The 17,630-nt window shown below is 71.2% G+C and carries 15 protein-coding genes; 9 read left to right on the top strand and 6 right to left on the bottom strand.

The annotated features are described in order from the left end of the window. Nucleotides 1-71 precede the first annotated feature (71 nt). Entirely contained in the window at nucleotides 72-1,391 is a 1,320-nt protein-coding gene (locus tag ACFOYY_RS27680; RefSeq protein WP_386193394.1) for a coenzyme F420-0:L-glutamate ligase, read from the bottom strand. Then, the gene (gene cofD, locus ACFOYY_RS27675; RefSeq protein WP_352009876.1) at nucleotides 1,388-2,353 is read right to left on the bottom strand and encodes a 2-phospho-L-lactate transferase; all 966 of its coding nucleotides are present in this window, start codon (nucleotides 2,351-2,353) and stop codon (nucleotides 1,388-1,390) included. Before cofD ends, ACFOYY_RS27680 begins: the two co-directional genes overlap by 4 nt. Before the next feature lie 261 nt (nucleotides 2,354-2,614). Between cofD and ACFOYY_RS27670 the strand changes: the two genes are divergently transcribed. From ACFOYY_RS27670 to ACFOYY_RS27655, 4 genes are all read left to right on the top strand, one after another. Then, entirely contained in the window at nucleotides 2,615-4,606 is a 1,992-nt protein-coding gene (locus ACFOYY_RS27670) for a hypothetical protein (RefSeq protein ID WP_386193390.1), read from the top strand. A 229-nt stretch (nucleotides 4,607-4,835) separates the two neighbouring features. After that, a complete protein-coding gene (locus ACFOYY_RS27665; RefSeq protein ID WP_012888122.1) occupies nucleotides 4,836-5,096 on the top strand; it encodes a WhiB family transcriptional regulator in 261 nt (86 codons plus the stop codon). A 178-nt stretch (nucleotides 5,097-5,274) separates the two neighbouring features. Beyond that, nucleotides 5,275-8,136, top strand: a complete 2,862-nt coding sequence (locus tag ACFOYY_RS27660) for a glycosyltransferase family 2 protein (RefSeq protein ID WP_386193386.1) — start codon at nucleotides 5,275-5,277, stop codon at nucleotides 8,134-8,136. Further along, the gene (locus tag ACFOYY_RS27655; protein WP_386193383.1) at nucleotides 8,133-9,545 is read left to right on the top strand and encodes a DUF5719 family protein; all 1,413 of its coding nucleotides are present in this window, start codon (nucleotides 8,133-8,135) and stop codon (nucleotides 9,543-9,545) included. Before ACFOYY_RS27660 ends, ACFOYY_RS27655 begins: the two co-directional genes overlap by 4 nt. A 585-nt stretch (nucleotides 9,546-10,130) precedes the next feature. Here ACFOYY_RS27655 and ACFOYY_RS27650 read toward each other — a convergent pair. Further along, entirely contained in the window at nucleotides 10,131-10,526 is a 396-nt protein-coding gene (locus ACFOYY_RS27650) for a metallopeptidase family protein (protein WP_352009872.1), read from the bottom strand. 228 nt (nucleotides 10,527-10,754) lie between these two features. On the opposite strand from ACFOYY_RS27650, the gene ACFOYY_RS27645 reads away from it, so the two are divergent. From ACFOYY_RS27645 to ACFOYY_RS27625, 5 genes are all read left to right on the top strand, one after another. Next, nucleotides 10,755-11,141: a DUF3499 domain-containing protein gene (locus tag ACFOYY_RS27645; RefSeq protein ID WP_352009871.1), complete on the top strand. Its 387-nt coding sequence runs from the start codon at nucleotides 10,755-10,757 to the stop codon at nucleotides 11,139-11,141. A gap of 430 nt (nucleotides 11,142-11,571) precedes the next feature. Beyond that, nucleotides 11,572-12,936, top strand: a complete 1,365-nt coding sequence (locus ACFOYY_RS27640; RefSeq protein WP_386193375.1) for a phosphomannomutase/phosphoglucomutase — start codon at nucleotides 11,572-11,574, stop codon at nucleotides 12,934-12,936. Between the two features lie 4 nt (nucleotides 12,937-12,940). Beyond that, nucleotides 12,941-13,114, top strand: a complete 174-nt coding sequence (locus ACFOYY_RS27635; RefSeq protein WP_184712993.1) for a Trm112 family protein — start codon at nucleotides 12,941-12,943, stop codon at nucleotides 13,112-13,114. Next, the gene (locus tag ACFOYY_RS27630) at nucleotides 13,111-14,217 is read left to right on the top strand and encodes a bifunctional phosphoglucose/phosphomannose isomerase (RefSeq protein WP_386193372.1); all 1,107 of its coding nucleotides are present in this window, start codon (nucleotides 13,111-13,113) and stop codon (nucleotides 14,215-14,217) included. Before ACFOYY_RS27635 ends, ACFOYY_RS27630 begins: the two co-directional genes overlap by 4 nt. A gap of 41 nt (nucleotides 14,218-14,258) precedes the next feature. Beyond that, a complete protein-coding gene (locus tag ACFOYY_RS27625; RefSeq protein WP_386193369.1) occupies nucleotides 14,259-15,218 on the top strand; it encodes a cation diffusion facilitator family transporter in 960 nt (319 codons plus the stop codon). A gap of 10 nt (nucleotides 15,219-15,228) precedes the next feature. Here the strand turns inward: ACFOYY_RS27625 and ACFOYY_RS27620 are convergent, their stop codons facing one another. From ACFOYY_RS27620 to ACFOYY_RS27610, 3 genes are all read right to left on the bottom strand, one after another. Continuing rightward, nucleotides 15,229-16,005, bottom strand: coding sequence for a response regulator (locus tag ACFOYY_RS27620; protein WP_386193366.1), 777 nt, complete (start codon nucleotides 16,003-16,005; stop codon nucleotides 15,229-15,231). Further along, nucleotides 16,002-17,180, bottom strand: a complete 1,179-nt coding sequence (locus tag ACFOYY_RS27615) for a sensor histidine kinase (RefSeq protein WP_386193363.1) — start codon at nucleotides 17,178-17,180, stop codon at nucleotides 16,002-16,004. The genes ACFOYY_RS27620 and ACFOYY_RS27615 overlap by 4 nt, the downstream gene beginning before the upstream one ends. A gap of 68 nt (nucleotides 17,181-17,248) precedes the next feature. Further along, nucleotides 17,249-17,584 carry a MerR family DNA-binding transcriptional regulator gene (locus ACFOYY_RS27610; RefSeq protein WP_352009865.1) on the bottom strand — a complete coding sequence of 112 codons (336 nt, stop codon included), beginning with the start codon at nucleotides 17,582-17,584 and terminating at the stop codon, nucleotides 17,249-17,251. Between the last annotated feature and the right edge of the window lie 46 nt (nucleotides 17,585-17,630).

Genomic DNA, 17,630 nt, shown 5'->3' with positions numbered 1-17,630 from the left:
GGTCGTCCGCGGAGGGTTCCCCGGCGGGGGGTGCCCAGGAGGGGGCTGGAAACCGGGGGACGGTGAAAGGTTCAGCGGACGACGATGAAGTCGTCGGCCTTTCTCGGGGCGCGGTCCCTGGGCGGGGCCGCGGGGCGGCCGACGGCGACGGCGCCCATCGGGTCCCAGTCGCCGGGCAGACCGAGCACCTCGCGGACCACGTCGCGGCAGAACATCGTCGAGGAGACCCAGGCCGAGCCGAGCCCCTCGACCGCGAGCTGGACCAGGAGGTTCTGCACCCCGGCACCCGCCGCGACCACGAACATCTCCCGCTCGGCCGCGTTACGCCGCTCGTCGCGGTAGGTGTGCGAGCCGTCCGTCACCAGGCAGGGCACCACCAGGTACGGCGCGCCGCGCAGCACCTCCCCGCGCGCGACCCGTCTGGTGATCGCCTCCTCGGAGAACCCGTCCCCCCGGAGGTCGGTGATCCACGCCTCCCGCATGGCGTCCAGGAGCTTGGCCCTGACCTCGGGCGACTCAAGCAGGACGAACCGCCACGGCGTGGTGTGGTGCGGGGCGGGGGCGGCGATCGCGGCCTCCACGGCCCTGCGGACCTTGGCGCCGTCGACGGGCTCGGCGGAGAAGGAACGCACGGTCCTGCGGGCGAAGAGCACGTCCCGCGAGCCGTACCGGAACATGTCCTCCTCGGACGGGCGGACCAGTTCGCGGACGCCGGGGCCGTCCTCCTGGGTGGTGTACTCGGCCATCCCCCTGATCACCGCCACCGGGGTCTGGGCGAGCTTGCCCTTGACCAGGTCACCCGCGGCGGCCAGCTCGTCGGCGACCGCGGTCAGGGTGACCTCAAGAGCGTTGCCGTGGTCGTCGGACATGCCCCGGTAGTCGAGGATGGGGGTCACCCCCGCCACGCCGATCGCCACGTCCGTCTGGCCGTTGCGCCACGGGCGGCCGAAGGTGTCGGAGACGATGACGCCGACCGAGACGCCGAGCCTGCGCCGTATGCTCTCCCGCACCGCGGTGGCGGAGGCGTCGGGGTCGACGGGCAGCAGCACGACGGTGCCCGTCTCGGTGTTGGAGGCGTCGACCCCGGCCGCGGCCATGACGAACCCGTGCGTGGTCTGCGCGATCACCGTCTCGCCCCAGCGGGCCACGACCCGGGTGGTCTCGGCGGTGATGGCCTCGGCCCGGGTGATGCCTCGCCTGACCCGCCCCTCGGCCTTGCTGGAGATCTTGGAGGTGACGACGAGGATGTCGCCGTCACGCAGGTCGGGCACGGCGTCCGCGATCAGCTCGCCGACGTCGTCGCCCTCCCTCACCTCGGGGATGCCGGGGACGGCGAAGATCTCCAGCCTGGCGTCCTGGGAGCCGTCCCTGGTACGGCGGACCCTGCTCATCGGGCCTCCCCGTCCGAGCCGCCGGTCCCGGCCAGGGAGACGGCAAGGTCGAGGGCGGCCCGCGCGATGTCGGCGGCGGCCTCGACGTCGTGCATGATCAGGGGACGGGCCTCGACGCGCACGCCGTCGAGGGCGACCCCGGCGTCCTCCTCGGCGACCAGCCAGCCGTCGATCAGCGGCGAGCCGTACAGGTCGAGGACCGCCTGGGCGGTGGTCTCCACGCCGATCGCGGTCAGGCAGGCGTCGGCCATGCCGCGTACGGGGGCGCCGCCGACGATGGGGGAGACGCCGACGACCGTCTTGGCCTCAAGGGCCTCGCGGATGCCCTTGATCTGCAGGATCGTGCCGATGCTCACCACGGGGTTGGACGGGGGCAGGATCACCACGTCGGCCTCGGCGACGGCCTGGAGCACGCCGGGGGCGGGACGGGCCTCCTCCGCGCCGACGAGGATGATCCGCTCGGCGGGGACCGAGGCGCGCAGCCGTACCCACCACTCCTGGAAGTGGACGGCCCTGCGGCCCCGCTCGTCGGAGATGACCACGTGGGTCTCGGCCCTGTCGTCGGTCATCGGGATCAGCCGCACGCCGGGCTGCCAGCGGGCGCACAGCGCCTCGGTGACGGCCGACAGGGGGTATCCGGCGGAGAGCATCTGGGTGCGCACGATGTGCGTGGCGAAGTCGCGGTCCCCCAGGCCGAACCACTGCGGTTCGACGCCGTAGGCGGCCAGCTCCTCCTTGACGACGTGGCTCTCCTTCTGCCTGCCCCAGCCCTGCTCCTCGTCGATGCCGCCGCCCAGGGTGTACATGACGGTGTCCAGGTCGGGGCAGACCTGCAAGCCGTACAGGGTGATGTCGTCACCGGTGTTGCCGATGACGGTGATCTCTGAATCGGGGACGGCGGAACGGAGGCCGCGCAGGAAACGGGCACCGCCGATCCCACCTGCGAGGGACACAATGCGCATGCGGTCCAGTGTTCCACTGCCGTACCGGTACCGCCCTGATGGGGTATGGGAGCGTTCGTCAAGGGGGCGGGACGACTTGTCTTGATCGTTATGCACGGCGTCTTCGCTGGCAGCGTGATCTTCAGGGCTGCCCGAAATATGTCCGAATGGGATGCTATGTAGTACTTATGGGATAAGTGGGCTTGCTGGGACTCCAGACACCTAAGTCGGCCATGTGCAAAACTTGCCCCGGGTTTACCTGAGAACCCTTTGGGAGTAATCGTGATCAATGCGGAAGCGGGCAGGCTCAGGGAGCCGGCCGCGTGGCTCATGATCGCCGTAGCGTCCACGGGCGTTCTCGTCGATGTCGAGCGGCTGCTGTTCGGTACATCGCTCGGAGGGTCCTTCGCGTTTCGCGCGGCCGGCCAGGTGGGCGGACTCACCTCCCCGGTGACCACCGCGCTGCTCGTCGGCGCCGTGCTGCTGGCGGCAAACGCGGGCCCGGCGATCGCGCGGCTGAAGCTCATGACACAGATCGCGGTCGGCACGCTCGGCCTGGCCGCCCTGTTCGGCACGGTCGGCCTCTTCGGCGGCCTGTTCGCCGGTGAGACCGGCCTCATGGAGAAGGTCGAGTTCCTCCTCGTCAGCCTCCCCACCCTTGGGCTGACCGGCCTCGCACTGGCCTATCTCCTGCCCAGGATGGCCGCCGCCGGGCCCGCGCGGAAGGAACCCGCCTTCTCCCACGGCCAGACCTTCCCCACCCCGCAGCCCGGCGCGCACTCCGTTCCGCAGCCCGGCGCACAGCCCGGTGCGCCCTTCCCGGGGGCCCACCCCCAGGAGCAGGTCCCGCAGCACGGCTTCCCGCCCCAGGAGCAGCACGGCTTCCCGCCGTACGACCAGCAGGGCGCGCCGCAGGGAGTCAACGTCCAGGAACAGCCCCCCGCGCACGGCCGGCCGCCGCACGAGCAGGTCCCGCCGCAGTACGAGCAGGCGGCCCGCCCCCAGGAGGCGGCCCAGCACGGCTTCCCGGTCCAGGATCAGGGCGGTCACGGCTTCCCCGTCCAGGATCAGGGCGGTCACGGCTTCCCGGCCCAGGATCAGGGTGGCCATGGTTTCGCGGCTCAGGACCAGGGCGGTCACGGCTTCCCGGTCCAGGACCAGGGGAGCCACGGGTTCGCGCAGCAGGCTCCGCCCGCTCCCGCGAGCAGGCCCGCGCACAGCCAGCCCGCCCTTCCCCCCGGCCCGGCCGCCGCCGCCGAGGCGTACGGCGCCGAGGGATACGGCGAGAGGTACGGCCAGGACCTGCTGACCCCGCAGACCGGCTCCCACGCCTCCCCGGCCCCCTCCTACGGCGCCGCGGAGTCCTACAACGATTCCTACGGTGAGTCCTACAACCCGGGGCCGTACGTCCCGGCGGACGTCCAGCCTCCGGCGCCGTCCTACGACCCGCCCGCCTACGACCAGTCCGGTTACGGGCCGAGGACGGAGCCGCAGCCACAGCAGCAGCCACCGTCACAGCCGCAGGCCCCGTCCTACACCGACGCCTACGCCGACCCCCAGCCGTCCGCCTACCCGCCGCCCGCCGAGCCCCAGGCCACCGGGTACGGCCAACAGGCCGGGCAGTTCCACGGAGCCGACTCCTACGGCGGCCGCCCCGAACCGCAGGCGGCCTCGCCGTACGGCTCCGACAGCGAGCCGCGGCTGACGTTCGACGCGCAGGGGCAGCACTCCTTCCCGCAGCCGCCGGACAACTACGGCCAGCCGTTCACCGGCTACTCCGGCTCCGAGTACGTCCGCCAGACCGAGCCGAACCTGCACTACCCGGCGCCCGACCCGGTCGACCCCCGCTCGCAGCAGATGGCGCAGGCCTACCAGCAGGCGGAGAACTACCAGCAGTCGCAGGCGGGCACGCCGGAACCGCAGCTGCGCGTCCCCGAGTACACCTCGAACCCCCAGACCCCCCAGCAGGGCGGAAACTACGACAGCCTCGGGTACCCGCAGGCGCAGCCGTACCAGCAGGGCGGCGGCCAGTGGGAGGCCCCGGCCGAGACGACGCTGAGGTTCGACCCCGCCGCATACCAGGGCGACCCGCTCAACGGCCCGAGCCCCTCGGGGCGCTCGTGGGACTCGCAGCCCCCCATCGACCCCACCGCGATTTACAAACCGGAGCGCTCGACCCAGGTAACGGGAGAGGAAAGTCCGGACAGAGAAAGGGTGGGTCCCGGTCAGGAGCAGAACATGTCCTGGTACGGTTCCGACCGCCGAGAGCACTGAAGAGCCAGGCGATCGTCACGGGAGACCGGGGTGAACGCCGTATTTGGCAGTAGGACGATCCACTACCGGGGAGAGCAGGTCTTTCCCCGGATACCGGCATGCCGCTTGACGTCACACAGGCCACGCGCGTGTAATTACACACGTGTTGTTACGCCTTCCCGCTGGTGGGTAAGAGGGGAGGCGTTCATAGGGGGGCTCCATTTGCGGGCAGGCGGCAGGGAGGTGTGCAGTGGCCGACCTGGTCATCGCACAGGACAGCATCGCTGAAGAGCAGCTTGGTTGGCAGGAACGCGCGCTGTGCGCGCAAACCGACCCCGAGGCGTTCTTCCCCGAGAAGGGGGGATCCACTCGGGAGGCCAAAAAGGTCTGCCGCTCGTGCGAGGTGCGTGCCGAATGCCTTGAGTACGCTCTGGAGCACGACGAGCGGTTCGGGATCTGGGGAGGGCTCTCCGAGAGGGAGCGCCGCAGGATCAAGCGCGAGGCGGTCTGAGCGGACGATTGACGCGCTCACCGGGGGCCACGGGTTCACGGAGAGTGCTTGATCATATATCGACGGAGCATGTGGCCGACCGGCCACATGCTCCTTTTTTGGTGCATCAGGCATACCTCAACAGAGGGTGCCGTATCGTGGTCGCGCCGATCATCAGCCCTTCCTGAACACGGGACGCATGTCCAGCACCGACTCCCCCCGCCCCAACCACACCGTCACCGCGATCGTCGTGGCCCACGACGGCGCACGCTGGCTTGGGGAGACCCTCGCCGCGCTGCTGCGGCAGACCCGCCCCATCGACCGGGCGGTCGGGGTCGACAACGGCAGCAAGGACGGCAGCGCCGCGCTGCTGACCGGTACCCTCGGCCGCAACGCCGTGCTCACGCTGCCGCGCTCGACGAGCTTCGGCCAGGCCGTGGCCGAGGTCCTCGACCGGCTCGGGCCCTCTGAGGGAAACGAGTGGCTGTGGCTGCTGCACGACGACTGCGCGCCGGACGACGGCGCCCTCGAAGCCCTGCTGAAGGCCGCCGACGACGACCCGGGCGCGGCCGTACTCGGCCCCAAGCTCCGCGACTGGCTCGACCGGCGGCTCCTGCTTGAGGTCGGCGTCACCGTGGACCTGCGAGGACGCAGGGACACCGGCATCGAACCCCGCGAGTTCGACCAGGGCCAGTACAGCGGCGCCAGGGACGTGCTCTCGGTCTCCACGGCCGGGATGCTGGTCCGCAGGGACGTCTGGGAGGAGGTCGGCGGCCTCGACCCCTTCCTGCCGTTGTTCCGTGACGACCTCGACCTGTGCTGGCGGATCAGGAGCGCCGGATACCGGGTCCGCAACGTCACCCAGGCCGTCGCCTGGCACGCGGAGGCGGCCGGCAGGCGCCGCCGCCGCATCACCGTCAGCGGCGACCACCCCCGCCGCCTCGACCGCCGCAACGCCATGTTCGTGGTCATGGCGAACCTGCCCGCGCGGTCGCTGCCGTGGGCGCTGCTGCGCAACCTCTTCGGCTCGATGGTCAGCACACTGCTGTTCCTGCTGGCCAAACAGCCCGCCGACGCGCTGGACGAGGCGCTCGCGCTCGGCTCGATCCTCAGGCACCCGGGCAGGCTCGTCAGGGCCAGACGCGTCCGCGCCGCGGGCAGGAGACGCGGCGGCGCCGCGGCGGCCAGGCTGCTCACCCCGCCGGGCGCGGGCTACCGTCGGCTGGCCGACCGGTTCCAGGGCTACCTGGCGGGCAACGGCCTCGTCGAGTCGGCGGGACGCCACCACGCCGCGACCCCCGTCCAGGAGGACGGGGAAGAGCTGCTCACCGACGACGTCGGGGCGACCCGGCGCCTGTTCGGCAGCCCGGGCATGGCGCTGTTCCTGGTCCTGGCCGTCGTCACGCTGGTCGCGGAACGCGGCCTGCTCGGCGGCTCCCGGCTGGGCGGCGGCGCGCTCGTCCCCGTGATCGGCGGCGCCTCCGACCTGTGGGACCTCTACACCGAGGGCTACCGTCAGGCGGGACTCGGCGGTGACGGGTGGGCGCCGCCGTACGTGGCGGTGCTCGCCGGGCTGTCCACGGTGCTGTTCGGCAAACCCTGGCTCGCCGTGACCGTGCTGCTGCTCGGCTGCGTGCCGCTGGCCGGGCTCTCGGCCTACACCGCGACCAGGGCGATGATCCCGGGCCGCTGGACCCGCGTCTGGCTCGGCGCCTCCTACGCGCTGCTGCCCGTCGCCACCGGGGCGATCGCGGCCGGGAGACTCGGCACCGCCGTGGTCTTCACGCTGCTGCCCTGCTACGCGGCGCTGGCCACCAGGATGCTGACCGCCGACCCGCGCCGGGCGCGCCGCGCCGCCTGGGGACTCGGCCTGCTGCTGGCCGTCGGTACGGCCTTCGCCCCGCTGATCTACCCGCTCACGCTGGTCCTGGGCGCGCTGGCCGCGCTGGCCTTCCCCCGCAGGGGACTGACCGGCTCGGTCGTCATCGCCTTCGGCGTCCCGGTGGCGCTGCTGCTGCCCTGGCTGGTCCAGGTGGTCTCCACCCCCGGCCTGCTGCTGCTCGAAGCGGGCCTGCACCGGCCCGAGCTGGTCGACGCCGCGCTGCCCGCCTCCTCGCTGCTGCTGCTCAGCCCCGGCGGCCCGGGGATGCCGCCGCTGTGGGTGACGGGCGGCCTCATCGCCGCCTGCCTGGCCGCGCTGCTGATGCGCCGCGACCGGACGGTCGTCGCCGTCGGCTGGGGCGTCGCGCTCTTCGGCACGCTGGTCGCGATCCTGGTCAGCAGAACCCCGGTCACCTCGCTGAACGCCGACACCCGGGCCCCCGCCTGGCCCGGCGTGCCGCTCGCCCTCGCCGCGATCGGCATGCTCGTCGTCGCCGCGCTCACCGCCAACCGCATCGCCGACCTCAGGAAGGCGGGCGGGCCGCGCAGAGCCGTGGCGGTCGCCGTCGTCGCCGTCGCGTTCTCGACCCCGGTCCTCGCGGCCGGAATGTGGATCACCAGGGGGGCGGGCGGCCCCCTCGGCGGTGACGTCGGCGACGTGATGCCCGCGCTGGCCGCCCTCAACTCCGGCGGCGGCGAACGGACCCTGCTGCTGCGCGAGAAGGACGGCGCCCTGGCCTTCACCGTGCTGCGGGGCCGTACCCCGCTGGTCGGCGAGGCCGACATCCCCACCCCGCCCGGCCCCAGGGAACGGGTCGCCGTCGCCGCGGGAGGACTGGCCTCGGGCAGGGGCGGTGACGACGCCGACGTGCTCGCCTCCTACGGCGTACGGTTCGTCGTGGTCGTCCCGCCGGTGACCGAGACGATCAGCCACGCCCTCGACTCCCAGCCCGCCCTGGCCAGGATGAGCCTGTCGCGTGCCATAGGCGTGTGGCAGCTGACCCAGCCGGTCACCGTGCCCCCCACCCCGCAGGACGACCCCTGGCACGGCCGCTGGCTGTGGGCGCAGGCCGTACTGCTGCTGGTCGTCTCCGTCCTGGCCGCCCCGGCCTCGCGCGGCGCCGACAGTCAGATTCGCACCGAGGTCCCCGAGCCAGGCAGGGAGCCGTCCAGCCGATGAAGTCCCTGATCGAGAACCGGTTCAGCCTCCTCGCGCTCGTCCTGGTCGCCCTGCTGGCCCTGTACGGCGTCGCCTCCGCGACCAGGCCCGCTCCCGAGGCCGAACCGGCCAAGGGCCTCAGGCGGGTCCCCGTCGCCTCGGTGACGGTCGTCTGCCCCGACCCCGGTGACACCGACGCCGCCGTCGTCACCCCGCCGGGCGGCCAGGACGCGGGAACCGCCACACTCGTCACCGGGGACAACACGGTCACGGCCCTGCGGACCCCCGGCACCCTCTGGCACGAGAAGATCCCCGCCAAGTCGGCCCCGCTCGTCGTGACCGCCAAGGCGAACATGGCGGCGGGCCTTGAGGCCTCCCAGACCCGCAGGGAGACCTCGGGCAGGCACCGCGGGCTGGCCGGAGTGCGGTGCGTCGAGCCCGCCGCCGACACCTGGCTGGTCGGCCCCGGGCCCGCGGCGGCCGACGTCACGCTCTACCTCGCCAACCCGGGACTCGCCCAGGCGACCGTCGAGCTCACGGTCTACGCGGGGGAGGGGCCGGTGGTCTCCGACTCGGGCGACGTGATCACCATGAAGCCGGGCGAGACCAGGGCGATCGACCTCAAGGACGTCGCGCCCTCACCGCTCGTCATGGCGGTCGGGGTACGCACCGTCTCCGGCCGGGTCACCGCGGCGGCCCGGGCGATCATGCACGGCGGAAAGGGCGTGGACTGGCTGCCCGCCTCGGCCCCTCCCGCGACCCGCGTCGTGGTCCCCGCCGTCCCCGGCGGAGGCGGCACCCGCCAGCTGCTGGTCGCCTCGACCGCCGAGACCGACACCCTGGTCGAGATCAAGGCGATCACCTCGGACGGGACCTACGCCCTCAAGGGCAAGGAGGTGCTCGAAGTGCCCGCCGAGTCGGTCGCGACCCTGGACCTGTCGAACGCCGTGGACGACCGGTCGGCCGCCCTCGTGCTGACCTCGGAGACCCCCATCCTCGCCGGGGTGACGGTCACCGGGACCGGCAAGAAACCCGATGTGGCCTTCACCGCCGGAGCCGCCCCCATCGACCTGGGCAGCGTGGTCGCCGACAACCACACCGGCGGGGACAAGGGTGCAAGGCTCGTGCTGAGCGCGCCGGAGACGGCAGGCAAGGTGAGCGTGCGGGTCCTGCCACGCAAGGGAAAGGCACCGGAACCGTTCGAGGTGGACATCCCCGCCGCCCGCACCAAACAGGTGAGCCTCCCCAAGGTCGACGGCCCCTTCGGAGTGCTGGTGCTACCGGTGGAAGGATCGGGGCCCGTGTACGGCGGGCGGGTGATGGACGAACGAATCAAGAAGGGCCTGGCCCTGACCGTCCAACCCCTCGCCGCGGCCCGAGTGTGGGCTCTGGTGCCACCTACGACGGAATCGATGGGGGTGGTGTTGTGACGCTTTGCTCCGCCTGTTGTGTTTCTTTGCGCCGCCTGGCGGCGTCGCGGGTTGTGTCTTTTTGCTCCGCCTTCGGCGTCGCGGGTTCGGGCGCTTCGAGCCAACGCTTTCCCTCGTCGTTCGTCCGCTTCGCTCCCTCACTCCTCAGTCCAAGCGTCGGCGCGCCCGAACCGTGTCTTTTTGCTCCGCCTTCGGCGTCGCGGGCTTGGGCGCTTCGAGTCGGTGCTTTCCCTCGTCACTCATCCGCTTCGCTCCTTCGCTCCTCAGTCCAAGCACCGACGCGCCCAAGCCGGACACTCCTCACACACGGCGCCGGTAAGGCACGAGGGCAAAAGCTTCACACCGGGAGCTGGTAAGGCAGGGGGCCGAAACCCTCACACTTGGGGGCGGTAAGGCACAAGGGCAAAAGCCTCGTGTGCGGTGCCGGGAGTGGTCGGGTTCTTTGGGGGAGTCCGCTCTTGGCGCCGGGGTGAGTTCCCTGGGGGGTCGTACTCGGGGGAATCTGGGGTGGCGTGGGGCGGGGGTGGTGGAGGGGAGTGGTGAGGTAAGGGAGATCTGGCGGTGAGGTAAGGCAGCCCGATTGGGCTAGTCGTCTTCCTCGTAGCCGGGGTCTACGGATTCGGGGGACAGACCCAGGAGACCGGCGATCTGTTCGACCACGGTGTCGTGGACCAGGGCTCCCAGCTGGTCGCGGTCGCGGGCCCTGGCCTCAAGGGGGCGCCGGTAGACGATCACGACGGCGGGGCGCTTGCCGACGGCGGGTTCCGAGCGGCCGAACGGGATCGGCTCGCCGGACAGCAGGCCCGGGCCGTCGCCCAGCTCCGACAGCGGCGGCACCTCCTCGATCGCGAACTCGACGGACGCGAGCTGGGTGCCCCAGCGTGGCTTGAGACGGTCCACGGCGTCCAGGACGAGATCGTCGAAGCGCTCGCTGCGCGACTTGGCGATCGGCACATGGGAGGGTGCCAGCGGGCCCCGCATGCCACGACCGTGTCGGTCGCGTTTGCGAGGAGGGCGAGGTCTACCTGGTGCCGGGCTCACGGGCCAAGCTTAGACATGCCTGGTGGGAAGGTGGAAAGGGGTTGACGGGAGGGTGTGCAAGCCGTACAGGCGGGTGGAAGCCGGGACACGTGTCCGAATTGTGGCGACACGCTCGTTAAGAGCGCTCAGATAGTGGCGCCCTGGACGCTTACCGGATACGGTCCCACCGTGAGCCCCGTCCGCCGCTGTTCCCGCACCGCGTGCAGTCAGCCTGCCGTATTCACGCTCACGTACGTCTACGCCGACTCGACCGCCGTTCTCGGGCCCTTGGCGACGTACGCCGAGCCGCACTGTTACGACCTGTGCGCCGAGCATGCGGAGCGGCTCACCGCCCCACGGGGCTGGGAGGTCGTCCGGCTGCCGAGCGACGGAGCGCCGCCGAGCACCGACGACCTCGAAGCGCTCGCCAACGCCGTCCGGGAGGCGGCCAGGCCCGCGACGAAGGGCACCGAGCCCGTGGGCCAGGGAGTCGAGGTCGGGCGTCGTGGACACCTGAGAGTGTTGCGCTCAGCCCAGCCACAGCCCCACCCCGCGCAGCCCCAGCGCGACCGCTGAGCCGTACGTCCCCACCCCCCGGAGCGGCGAGGGTTCCGGAACCCGGGACACAGCTCAGAAGAACCTCATCACGGAGACGCCCACCTTGCGCCCCCGACAACGGTGCCCGCAGTGGAGAGTCCACCCAGAACGGCCTCCTTCGGCGCGGCGAGTGAAGAGTTTCGCATGTGCCTTACCGGCGCCAAGTGTGAGGAGTTTGATCTTTGCTTTACCGGTCCCGTGTGTGAGGAGTGTCCGGCTTGGGCGCGTCGGTGCTTGGACTGAGGAGCGAAGGAGCGCAGCGGATGAGCGACGAGGGAAAGCACCGACCCAGGGCGCCCAAGCCCGCGACGCCGTCAGGCGGAGCAAGGAGACACAGCAGGCGGCGCAAAGGGACACCGACCCCCTAGGCTTGGGGACGGCAGAGACGAGTCAAAGGGGCGGAGCTGGAGTGGGCGACCTCGCCAGGATCTTCAAGGCGTACGACGTGCGCGGCGTCGTGCCGGACGAGTTAGACGAGGAGACCGCGTGGGCGGTCGGCGCGGCCTTCGTTGAGGTCACCGGTGCCGGGTCCGTCGTGGTCACGCACGACATGCGTGCCTCATCGGCTCCGCTGGCCGCGGCCTTCGCCGGCGGGGCCGTCTCACGTGGGGCCGACGTGGTGGACACCGGTCTCGGCTCGACCGACATGCTCTACTACGCCAGCGGCAGTCTGGGCATGGCCGGGGTGATGTTCACCGCCAGCCACAATCCGGCCCGTTACAACGGCATGAAGATGTGCCGTGCGGGCGCGGTGCCGATCGGTGGGGAGACCGGGCTCACCGAGATCCGCGACCGGGCGGCCGAACTGCTCGCCTCGGGCGGCGAGGGCGGCGAGGGCGGCGAGGGTGGCGGTACGGTCTCCCGGCGTGACCTGCTGCAGGGCTACGCGGACCACCTGCGCACGCTGGTCGACCTGTCCGGTGTCCGGCCGTTGAAGGTCGTGGTCGACGCGGGCAACGGGATGGCGGGGCACACGGTGCCGGTGGTCTTCGAGGGGCTTCCCGTCGAGCTGACCGCGCTCTACTTCGAGCTCGACGGCGACTTCCCCAACCACGAGGCCAATCCGATCGAGCCGGAGAACCTGCGTGACCTGCAGAAGGCCGTGCTCGACGTGGGCGCGGACATCGGCCTCGCCTTCGACGGCGACGCCGACCGCTGCTGGGTCGTGGACGAGCGCGGCGAGTCGGTCTCGCCCTCCACGATCACCGCGCTGGTCGCCGCCCGTGAGCTGGCCAAGCAGCCCGGCGCCACGATCATCCACAACCTGATCACCTCGCGGGGCGTTCCCGAGATCGTCGCCGAGCACGGCGGGGTCCCGGTCAGGACCCGGGTCGGGCACTCCTTCATCAAGGCCGAGATGGCCAGGAGCGGCGCGGTCTTCGGCGGTGAGCACTCCGCGCACTACTACTTCAAGGACTTCTGGTTCGCCGACACCGGCATGCTGGCCGCGCTGCACGTGCTGGCCGCGCTGGGTGAGCAGGACAGGCCGCTGTCGGAGATCCTCGCGGGTTACGCCCGCTACGCCGCCTCCGGGGAGATCAACAGTACGGTCGCCGACCAGCGGGCCGCGACGGCGCGGGTCAGGCAGGTCTTCGAGGGCAGGGACGGCGTCACCTTCGACGACCTGGACGGTCTGACCGTCTCCGGCCCCGGATGGTGGTTCAATCTTCGTCCGTCCAACACCGAGCCGCTGCTCAGGCTGAACGCCGAGGCGGCCGACGAGATTCAGATGGCGGCGATCAGGGACGAGGTCCTCGCCGTCGTGAGGAGCTGAGCACGTGAAGATCGACGAGTGGTTGCTGGAGATCCTGGCCTGCCCCAACTGCAAGTCTCCGTTGCGTGCGGAGCCGGAGGTGGACGAGCTGTCGTGCACTTCGGCCTCGTGCGGGCTGGTCTATCCGGTTCGTGATGACATTCCGGTCCTGCTGGTCGACGAGGCTCGAAAGTCGTGAGCTGGGAGTCGGATCGGCTCGACGACCAGGGATGGCTGACCGAGGGTGACCCCTCAGGCATGTTGCGCGCCGTCGCCGCCTCGGCGGCGCAGGTGCGCATCTCACATCGGGGTGTCCGTGAGGCCGACCTCACCCGGGTGATCGGGGAGGGCAGGCCGAGGGCGATCGTGGTCGCGGGCATGGGCGGTTCCGGCATCGCCGGTGACATCCTCGACGCGGTGTGCGGCAACGGGGCTCCGTTGCCGATCGTGACGGTGCGTTCCTACCAGTTGCCCGGCTGGGTCGGCGCGACGGACCTGGTGGTCGCCGTGTCGTGTTCGGGCAAGACCGAGGAGACACTCGCGGTGGCCACGGAGGCCGTCCGCAGGGGGTGCCGCCTGCTGGTGCTGGCCGCGGCGAACTCTCCGCTGCACGCGGTCGCCAGGCAGTCGGGCGCGCCGTTCGTGCCGGTGACCACCGGCGGGCAGCCCCGGGCGGCGGTCTGGGCGCTGTCGGTGCCGTTGCTCGTGGTCGCCGCCGAACTCGGCGTGCTCCAGATGGACGACGGGGTGATCGAGGAGGTCGCCAAGCGTCTTGAGGAGATCGCCCACCGCTGCCGTCCGGTGAGTGAGTCCTTCATCAACCCGGGCAAGACGCTGGCCATGGAGCTGGCGGAGACGGTGCCGATGATCTGGGGTTCCTCCCGGCTCTCGGCCGTGGCCGCCTACCGGTGGGCCAGCCAGCTCAACGAGAACGGCAAGTACCCGGCCGTCTGGGGACAGATCCCGGAGGCCAACCACAACCAGGTGGTGGCCTTCGACGGTCCGCTGGCGCAGCGGGACATCTTCGCCGACGACGCGGGCCGGTCGCTGCGGCTGTTCATGCTGCGCGACACGGAGGAGCATCCGCAGGAGGCGCGGCGGCGTGAGGTCTCGGTGCGGATGGCCGAGGACAGGGGCGTTCCGGCCACCCAGCTCGTCGCGGAGGGCGCTCATCCGCTTGAGCGGCTCGCGACGCTGATCGGACTGGGCGACTACGCGAGTACCTATCTCGCCCTGGGGTACGGGATCGATCCGACCCCCGTGTCGGCCATCACGGAACTAAAGGCGAGAATTTCCCAATAGTATCCTCTCGTCTTTTTCGGACTATGTAAGCGGAGGCTGTCGTGAGTGCGGGCGGCGGTACAAAGGCGATCATCGCGGCGTTGAGCGCGAACCTTGCGATCGCGGCGGCCAAGTTCGTCGCCTTCCTGGTCACGACTTCGTCGTCCATGCTCGCCGAGTCGATTCACTCCCTCGCCGACTCGGGGAACCAGGTGTTGCTGCTGGTCGGCGGGAAGCGGGCCGAGCGCAAGCGCACCCCGGAGCACCCCTTCGGCTACGGCAGGGAACGCTACTTCTACGCCTTCGTGGTCGCGGTGGTGCTGTTCACGATCGGCGCGCTCTTCTCCCTCTACGAGGGCTGGCACAAGATCCATGAACCGAAGCCGGTGGAGACGCCGGTCGTGGCCTTCGCGGTGCTGATCTTCGCGATCATCGCGGAGAGCTTCTCCTTCCGCACCGCGATCAAGGAGTCCAACCCGCTGCGCGGCAAGCAGACGTGGACCCAGTTCATCCGCAGGTCCAAGTCGCCCGAGCTGCCGGTCATCGTCCTGGAGGACCTGGGCGCCCTGGTCGGCCTCATCCTGGCGCTGGTCGGTGTGACGCTCGCCGTCATCACCGGCGACGGCGTCTGGGACGGCGTCGGCACGATGGCGATCGGCGTGCTGCTGGCCGTCATCGCGATCGTGCTGGCCATCGAGACCAAGTCGCTGCTGATCGGCGAGAGCGCCGGCCCCGAGGTCGAGGGTCAGATCATCGCCGCCCTGGAGAGCGCCCCCGAGGTGGTCAGGGTCATCCACATGCGCACCCTCCACCTCGGCCCCGAGGAGCTTCTGGTCGCCGCGAAGATCGCGGTCGACCACGACGACACGGCCGCCGAGGTGGCCAGGGGCATCGACGAGGCGGAGCAGCGCATCCGCTCCGCCGTGCCGATCGCCCGCGTCATCTACCTGGAGCCCGACCTCGACCGGGCCAAGACGGGCGGGATCACCCCCGGGCCGCACGCGGCCAACGGCCGGGTGTGACCCGGGAGGTTCACGCGCCGGGGATCACCAGTCCCGTCTCGTAGGCGTGAATGACGGCCTGCGTGCGGTCACGCAGGTTCAGCTTGGCCAGCAGCCTGGCCACGTGGGTCTTGACGGTGTGCTCGGTGACCACGAGGCGGGAGGCGATCTCGGCGTTCGACAGCCCCTGGGCGATCAGCCGCAGCACCTCGACCTCACGTGGGGTCAGCGGCCCGCCGTCCGCGGCGGGCCTTCGCTGCCGGGAGAACTCGGCGATCAGTCGCCTGGTGATCCTGGGGGCCAGCAGCGCGTCCCCACGGGCCACCGTCCGCACGGCCTCCGCCAGATCTCCGGCCCTGACGTCCTTGAGCAGGAACCCGCTCGCCCCCGCGGTGAGCGCGTCGTACACGTAGTCGTCGAGGTCGAACGTGGTGATCATGATGATCCTGGTCGCCTCGGTCTCCAGGATTCGGCGGGCCGCCTCGATGCCGTTCATCTCCGGCATCCGGATGTCCAGCAGCGCGACGTCGGGACGGGTCCGCCGTGCCAGCCGTACGGCCTGGGCGCCGTCGGGGGCGGTTCCCACGACGGTGATGTCGGGCTGGGCCCTGAGCACCGCGGCGAAGCCCCGCAGCACGACCGGCTGGTCGTCGGCGATCAGCACCCGGATCCGGCCGTCCACGGCCGTCCCGGGAGGAGCCCCGGAGGCCGTCCCGGGGAGAGCCTCGGCTTGAGGACCGGGGAGGGCTTCGGCCGGAGGGCCGGTGACAGCCTCGGCGTCAGGGGCGGGAGGTTCGGGGGTGGTCATTCGAGGGGGAGACCCACCTGGATGAGGAAGCCACCGGAGGGGCCGGGGCCCGCCTTGAACCAGCCGCCGAGGGCGAGGGCGCGTTCGCGCATGCCGACCAGGCCGTGCCCGTTCTCGGTGTCGCCGGAGGGGCCGGGGCCGTTGTCGGTGATCCGCAGCGCCAGCAGGGCAGGGCGGTAGGCCAGCTCGATCGAGACCCGGGCGCCGGGCGCGTGGACGCGGACGTTGGTCAGCGCCTCCTGGATGATCCGGTAGGCGGAGACGTCCACGGCCTGCGGCAGGGGGACCTCCTCCCCGATCACGTCGAGGTCGACCTCGCCCTCGTGTCGTCCGACCAGTTCGGGAAGCCGCGCCAGCCCCGGTTGTGGCGCGGTCTCCGGGGCGGTGACGACGTCGGCGCGCAGCACGCCGAGCAGGCGGCGCATCTCGGTGAGGGTGGTCCGGGCGGAGGTCGCGATCTCGGCGAACTCCTGGAGGGTCCGCTCGTCGAGGCCGTCGAGCGTGTAGGGGGCGGTCTCGGCCTGCACGGCGATCTTCGAGACGGAGTGGGCCACGATGTCGTGCATCTCCCTGGCGATCCTGGCCCGCTCGGCCATCGCGGCCTGCTCCCTGAGCGTCTCCAGGTTGCCTGCGCGCATCTCCGTGATCGTGCTGGCGCTGCGCCGTACATGGGCGAGGAAGAGCAGCAGGACGGTTCCGAGGAACAGGACGACGAGCGGGGAGACCGCCTGTCTGTCGAGCGTGGCGATGGACAGCAGCTCCCTCCCGTTCCGCAGGAACACGGCCGCCAGGAGCAGGATCGTCAGGGCGCCGATGACCAGCCCGACGACGAGCGGGCCGACGATCCGCGCGATCGTGTAGAGGGTGAGCGCGCCGGACAGCACTACGCCGAACGGGGGGTAGTCGGGCAGTACGCCGGTGTAGAGCAGGCAGAGCGCGCCGAAGGAGACCAGAGTGACGACCGCCCAGGGATGCCTGCGCCGTACGACGTGCGGCAGCGTGGCGAGCACGGCGGCCAGCATGGTCAGGGAGGACCGGCCGCCGAGCTGGGCCAGGGCGAGGAACATGAGCAGGACGCCGACGGCGACGTCGGTGAGGGGGGAGGCGATGACCCGCCGGAGGTTCAGGGCGTCGACCCTCCGTTCGGCCTCGGTCAATACGGTTGCGACGTTCATGGGGAGAATTGTCGCGACGGAGGCCGTCCGGCGTCGTCACTCCTGGGAGCGACGTTCCCCTCCGGCGGTCAGGAGCGCCCCTGGAGCAGGCGCAGGGCCTTCTCCTTCTCGAAGTCCAGCGCCCTGCGCGGGGCCTGGAGGCGGCCGATCCGCAGCCCGAGATCCCGTACGGCCTGCGCGACGGCGGGCTCACTCAGCACCCGCAGCGCGAACGCCAGCTCGGCGGGGGAGACGTCGAAGCGCTTCTCCAGCTCGACGCCCTGCGCCACGGCGGCCAGTTCCTCCTGGCCGAAGCGGCGGTGCGCCCCCTGGGTCCTGACGGGCGGGAGCAGTCCCAGGGCCTCGCGGTAGCGGAGCATTCTGGGGGACATTCCCAGCCGTTTCGCGGCCTCGGTGATCCGCATATCGCGCCTTTCCTGGAAACCTCACATTCTTGTGTAAGGTTACCGC

The sequence above is a fragment of the Streptosporangium jomthongense genome (genome assembly GCF_042650425.1).
In the GTDB taxonomy this organism is placed as follows: Bacteria; Actinomycetota; Actinomycetes; order Streptosporangiales; family Streptosporangiaceae; genus Streptosporangium.
The sequence above is the reverse complement of the archived record's forward strand: the minus strand, read 5'-3'. Positions and strand labels throughout refer to the sequence as shown.

What these genes read in the sequence shown, in the direction of transcription:
- ACFOYY_RS27650 (WP_352009872.1), bottom strand. Translation starts at nt 10,526, where the DNA reads ATGCGGGGCCCGCTGGCACCCTCCCATGTGCCGATCGCCAAGTCGCGC.
- ACFOYY_RS27680 (WP_386193394.1), bottom strand. Translation starts at nt 1,391, where the DNA reads ATGAGCAGGGTCCGCCGTACCAGGGACGGCTCCCAGGACGCCAGGCTG.
- ACFOYY_RS27615 (WP_386193363.1), bottom strand. Translation starts at nt 17,180, where the DNA reads ATGAACGTCGCAACCGTATTGACCGAGGCCGAACGGAGGGTCGACGCC.
- ACFOYY_RS27610 (WP_352009865.1), bottom strand. Translation starts at nt 17,584, where the DNA reads ATGCGGATCACCGAGGCCGCGAAACGGCTGGGAATGTCCCCCAGAATG.
- ACFOYY_RS27655 (WP_386193383.1), top strand. Translation starts at nt 8,133, where the DNA reads ATGAAGTCCCTGATCGAGAACCGGTTCAGCCTCCTCGCGCTCGTCCTG.
- cofD (WP_352009876.1), bottom strand. Translation starts at nt 2,353, where the DNA reads ATGCGCATTGTGTCCCTCGCAGGTGGGATCGGCGGTGCCCGTTTCCTG.
- ACFOYY_RS27620 (WP_386193366.1), bottom strand. Translation starts at nt 16,005, where the DNA reads ATGACCACCCCCGAACCTCCCGCCCCTGACGCCGAGGCTGTCACCGGC.
- ACFOYY_RS27660 (WP_386193386.1), top strand. Translation starts at nt 5,275, where the DNA reads ATGTCCAGCACCGACTCCCCCCGCCCCAACCACACCGTCACCGCGATC.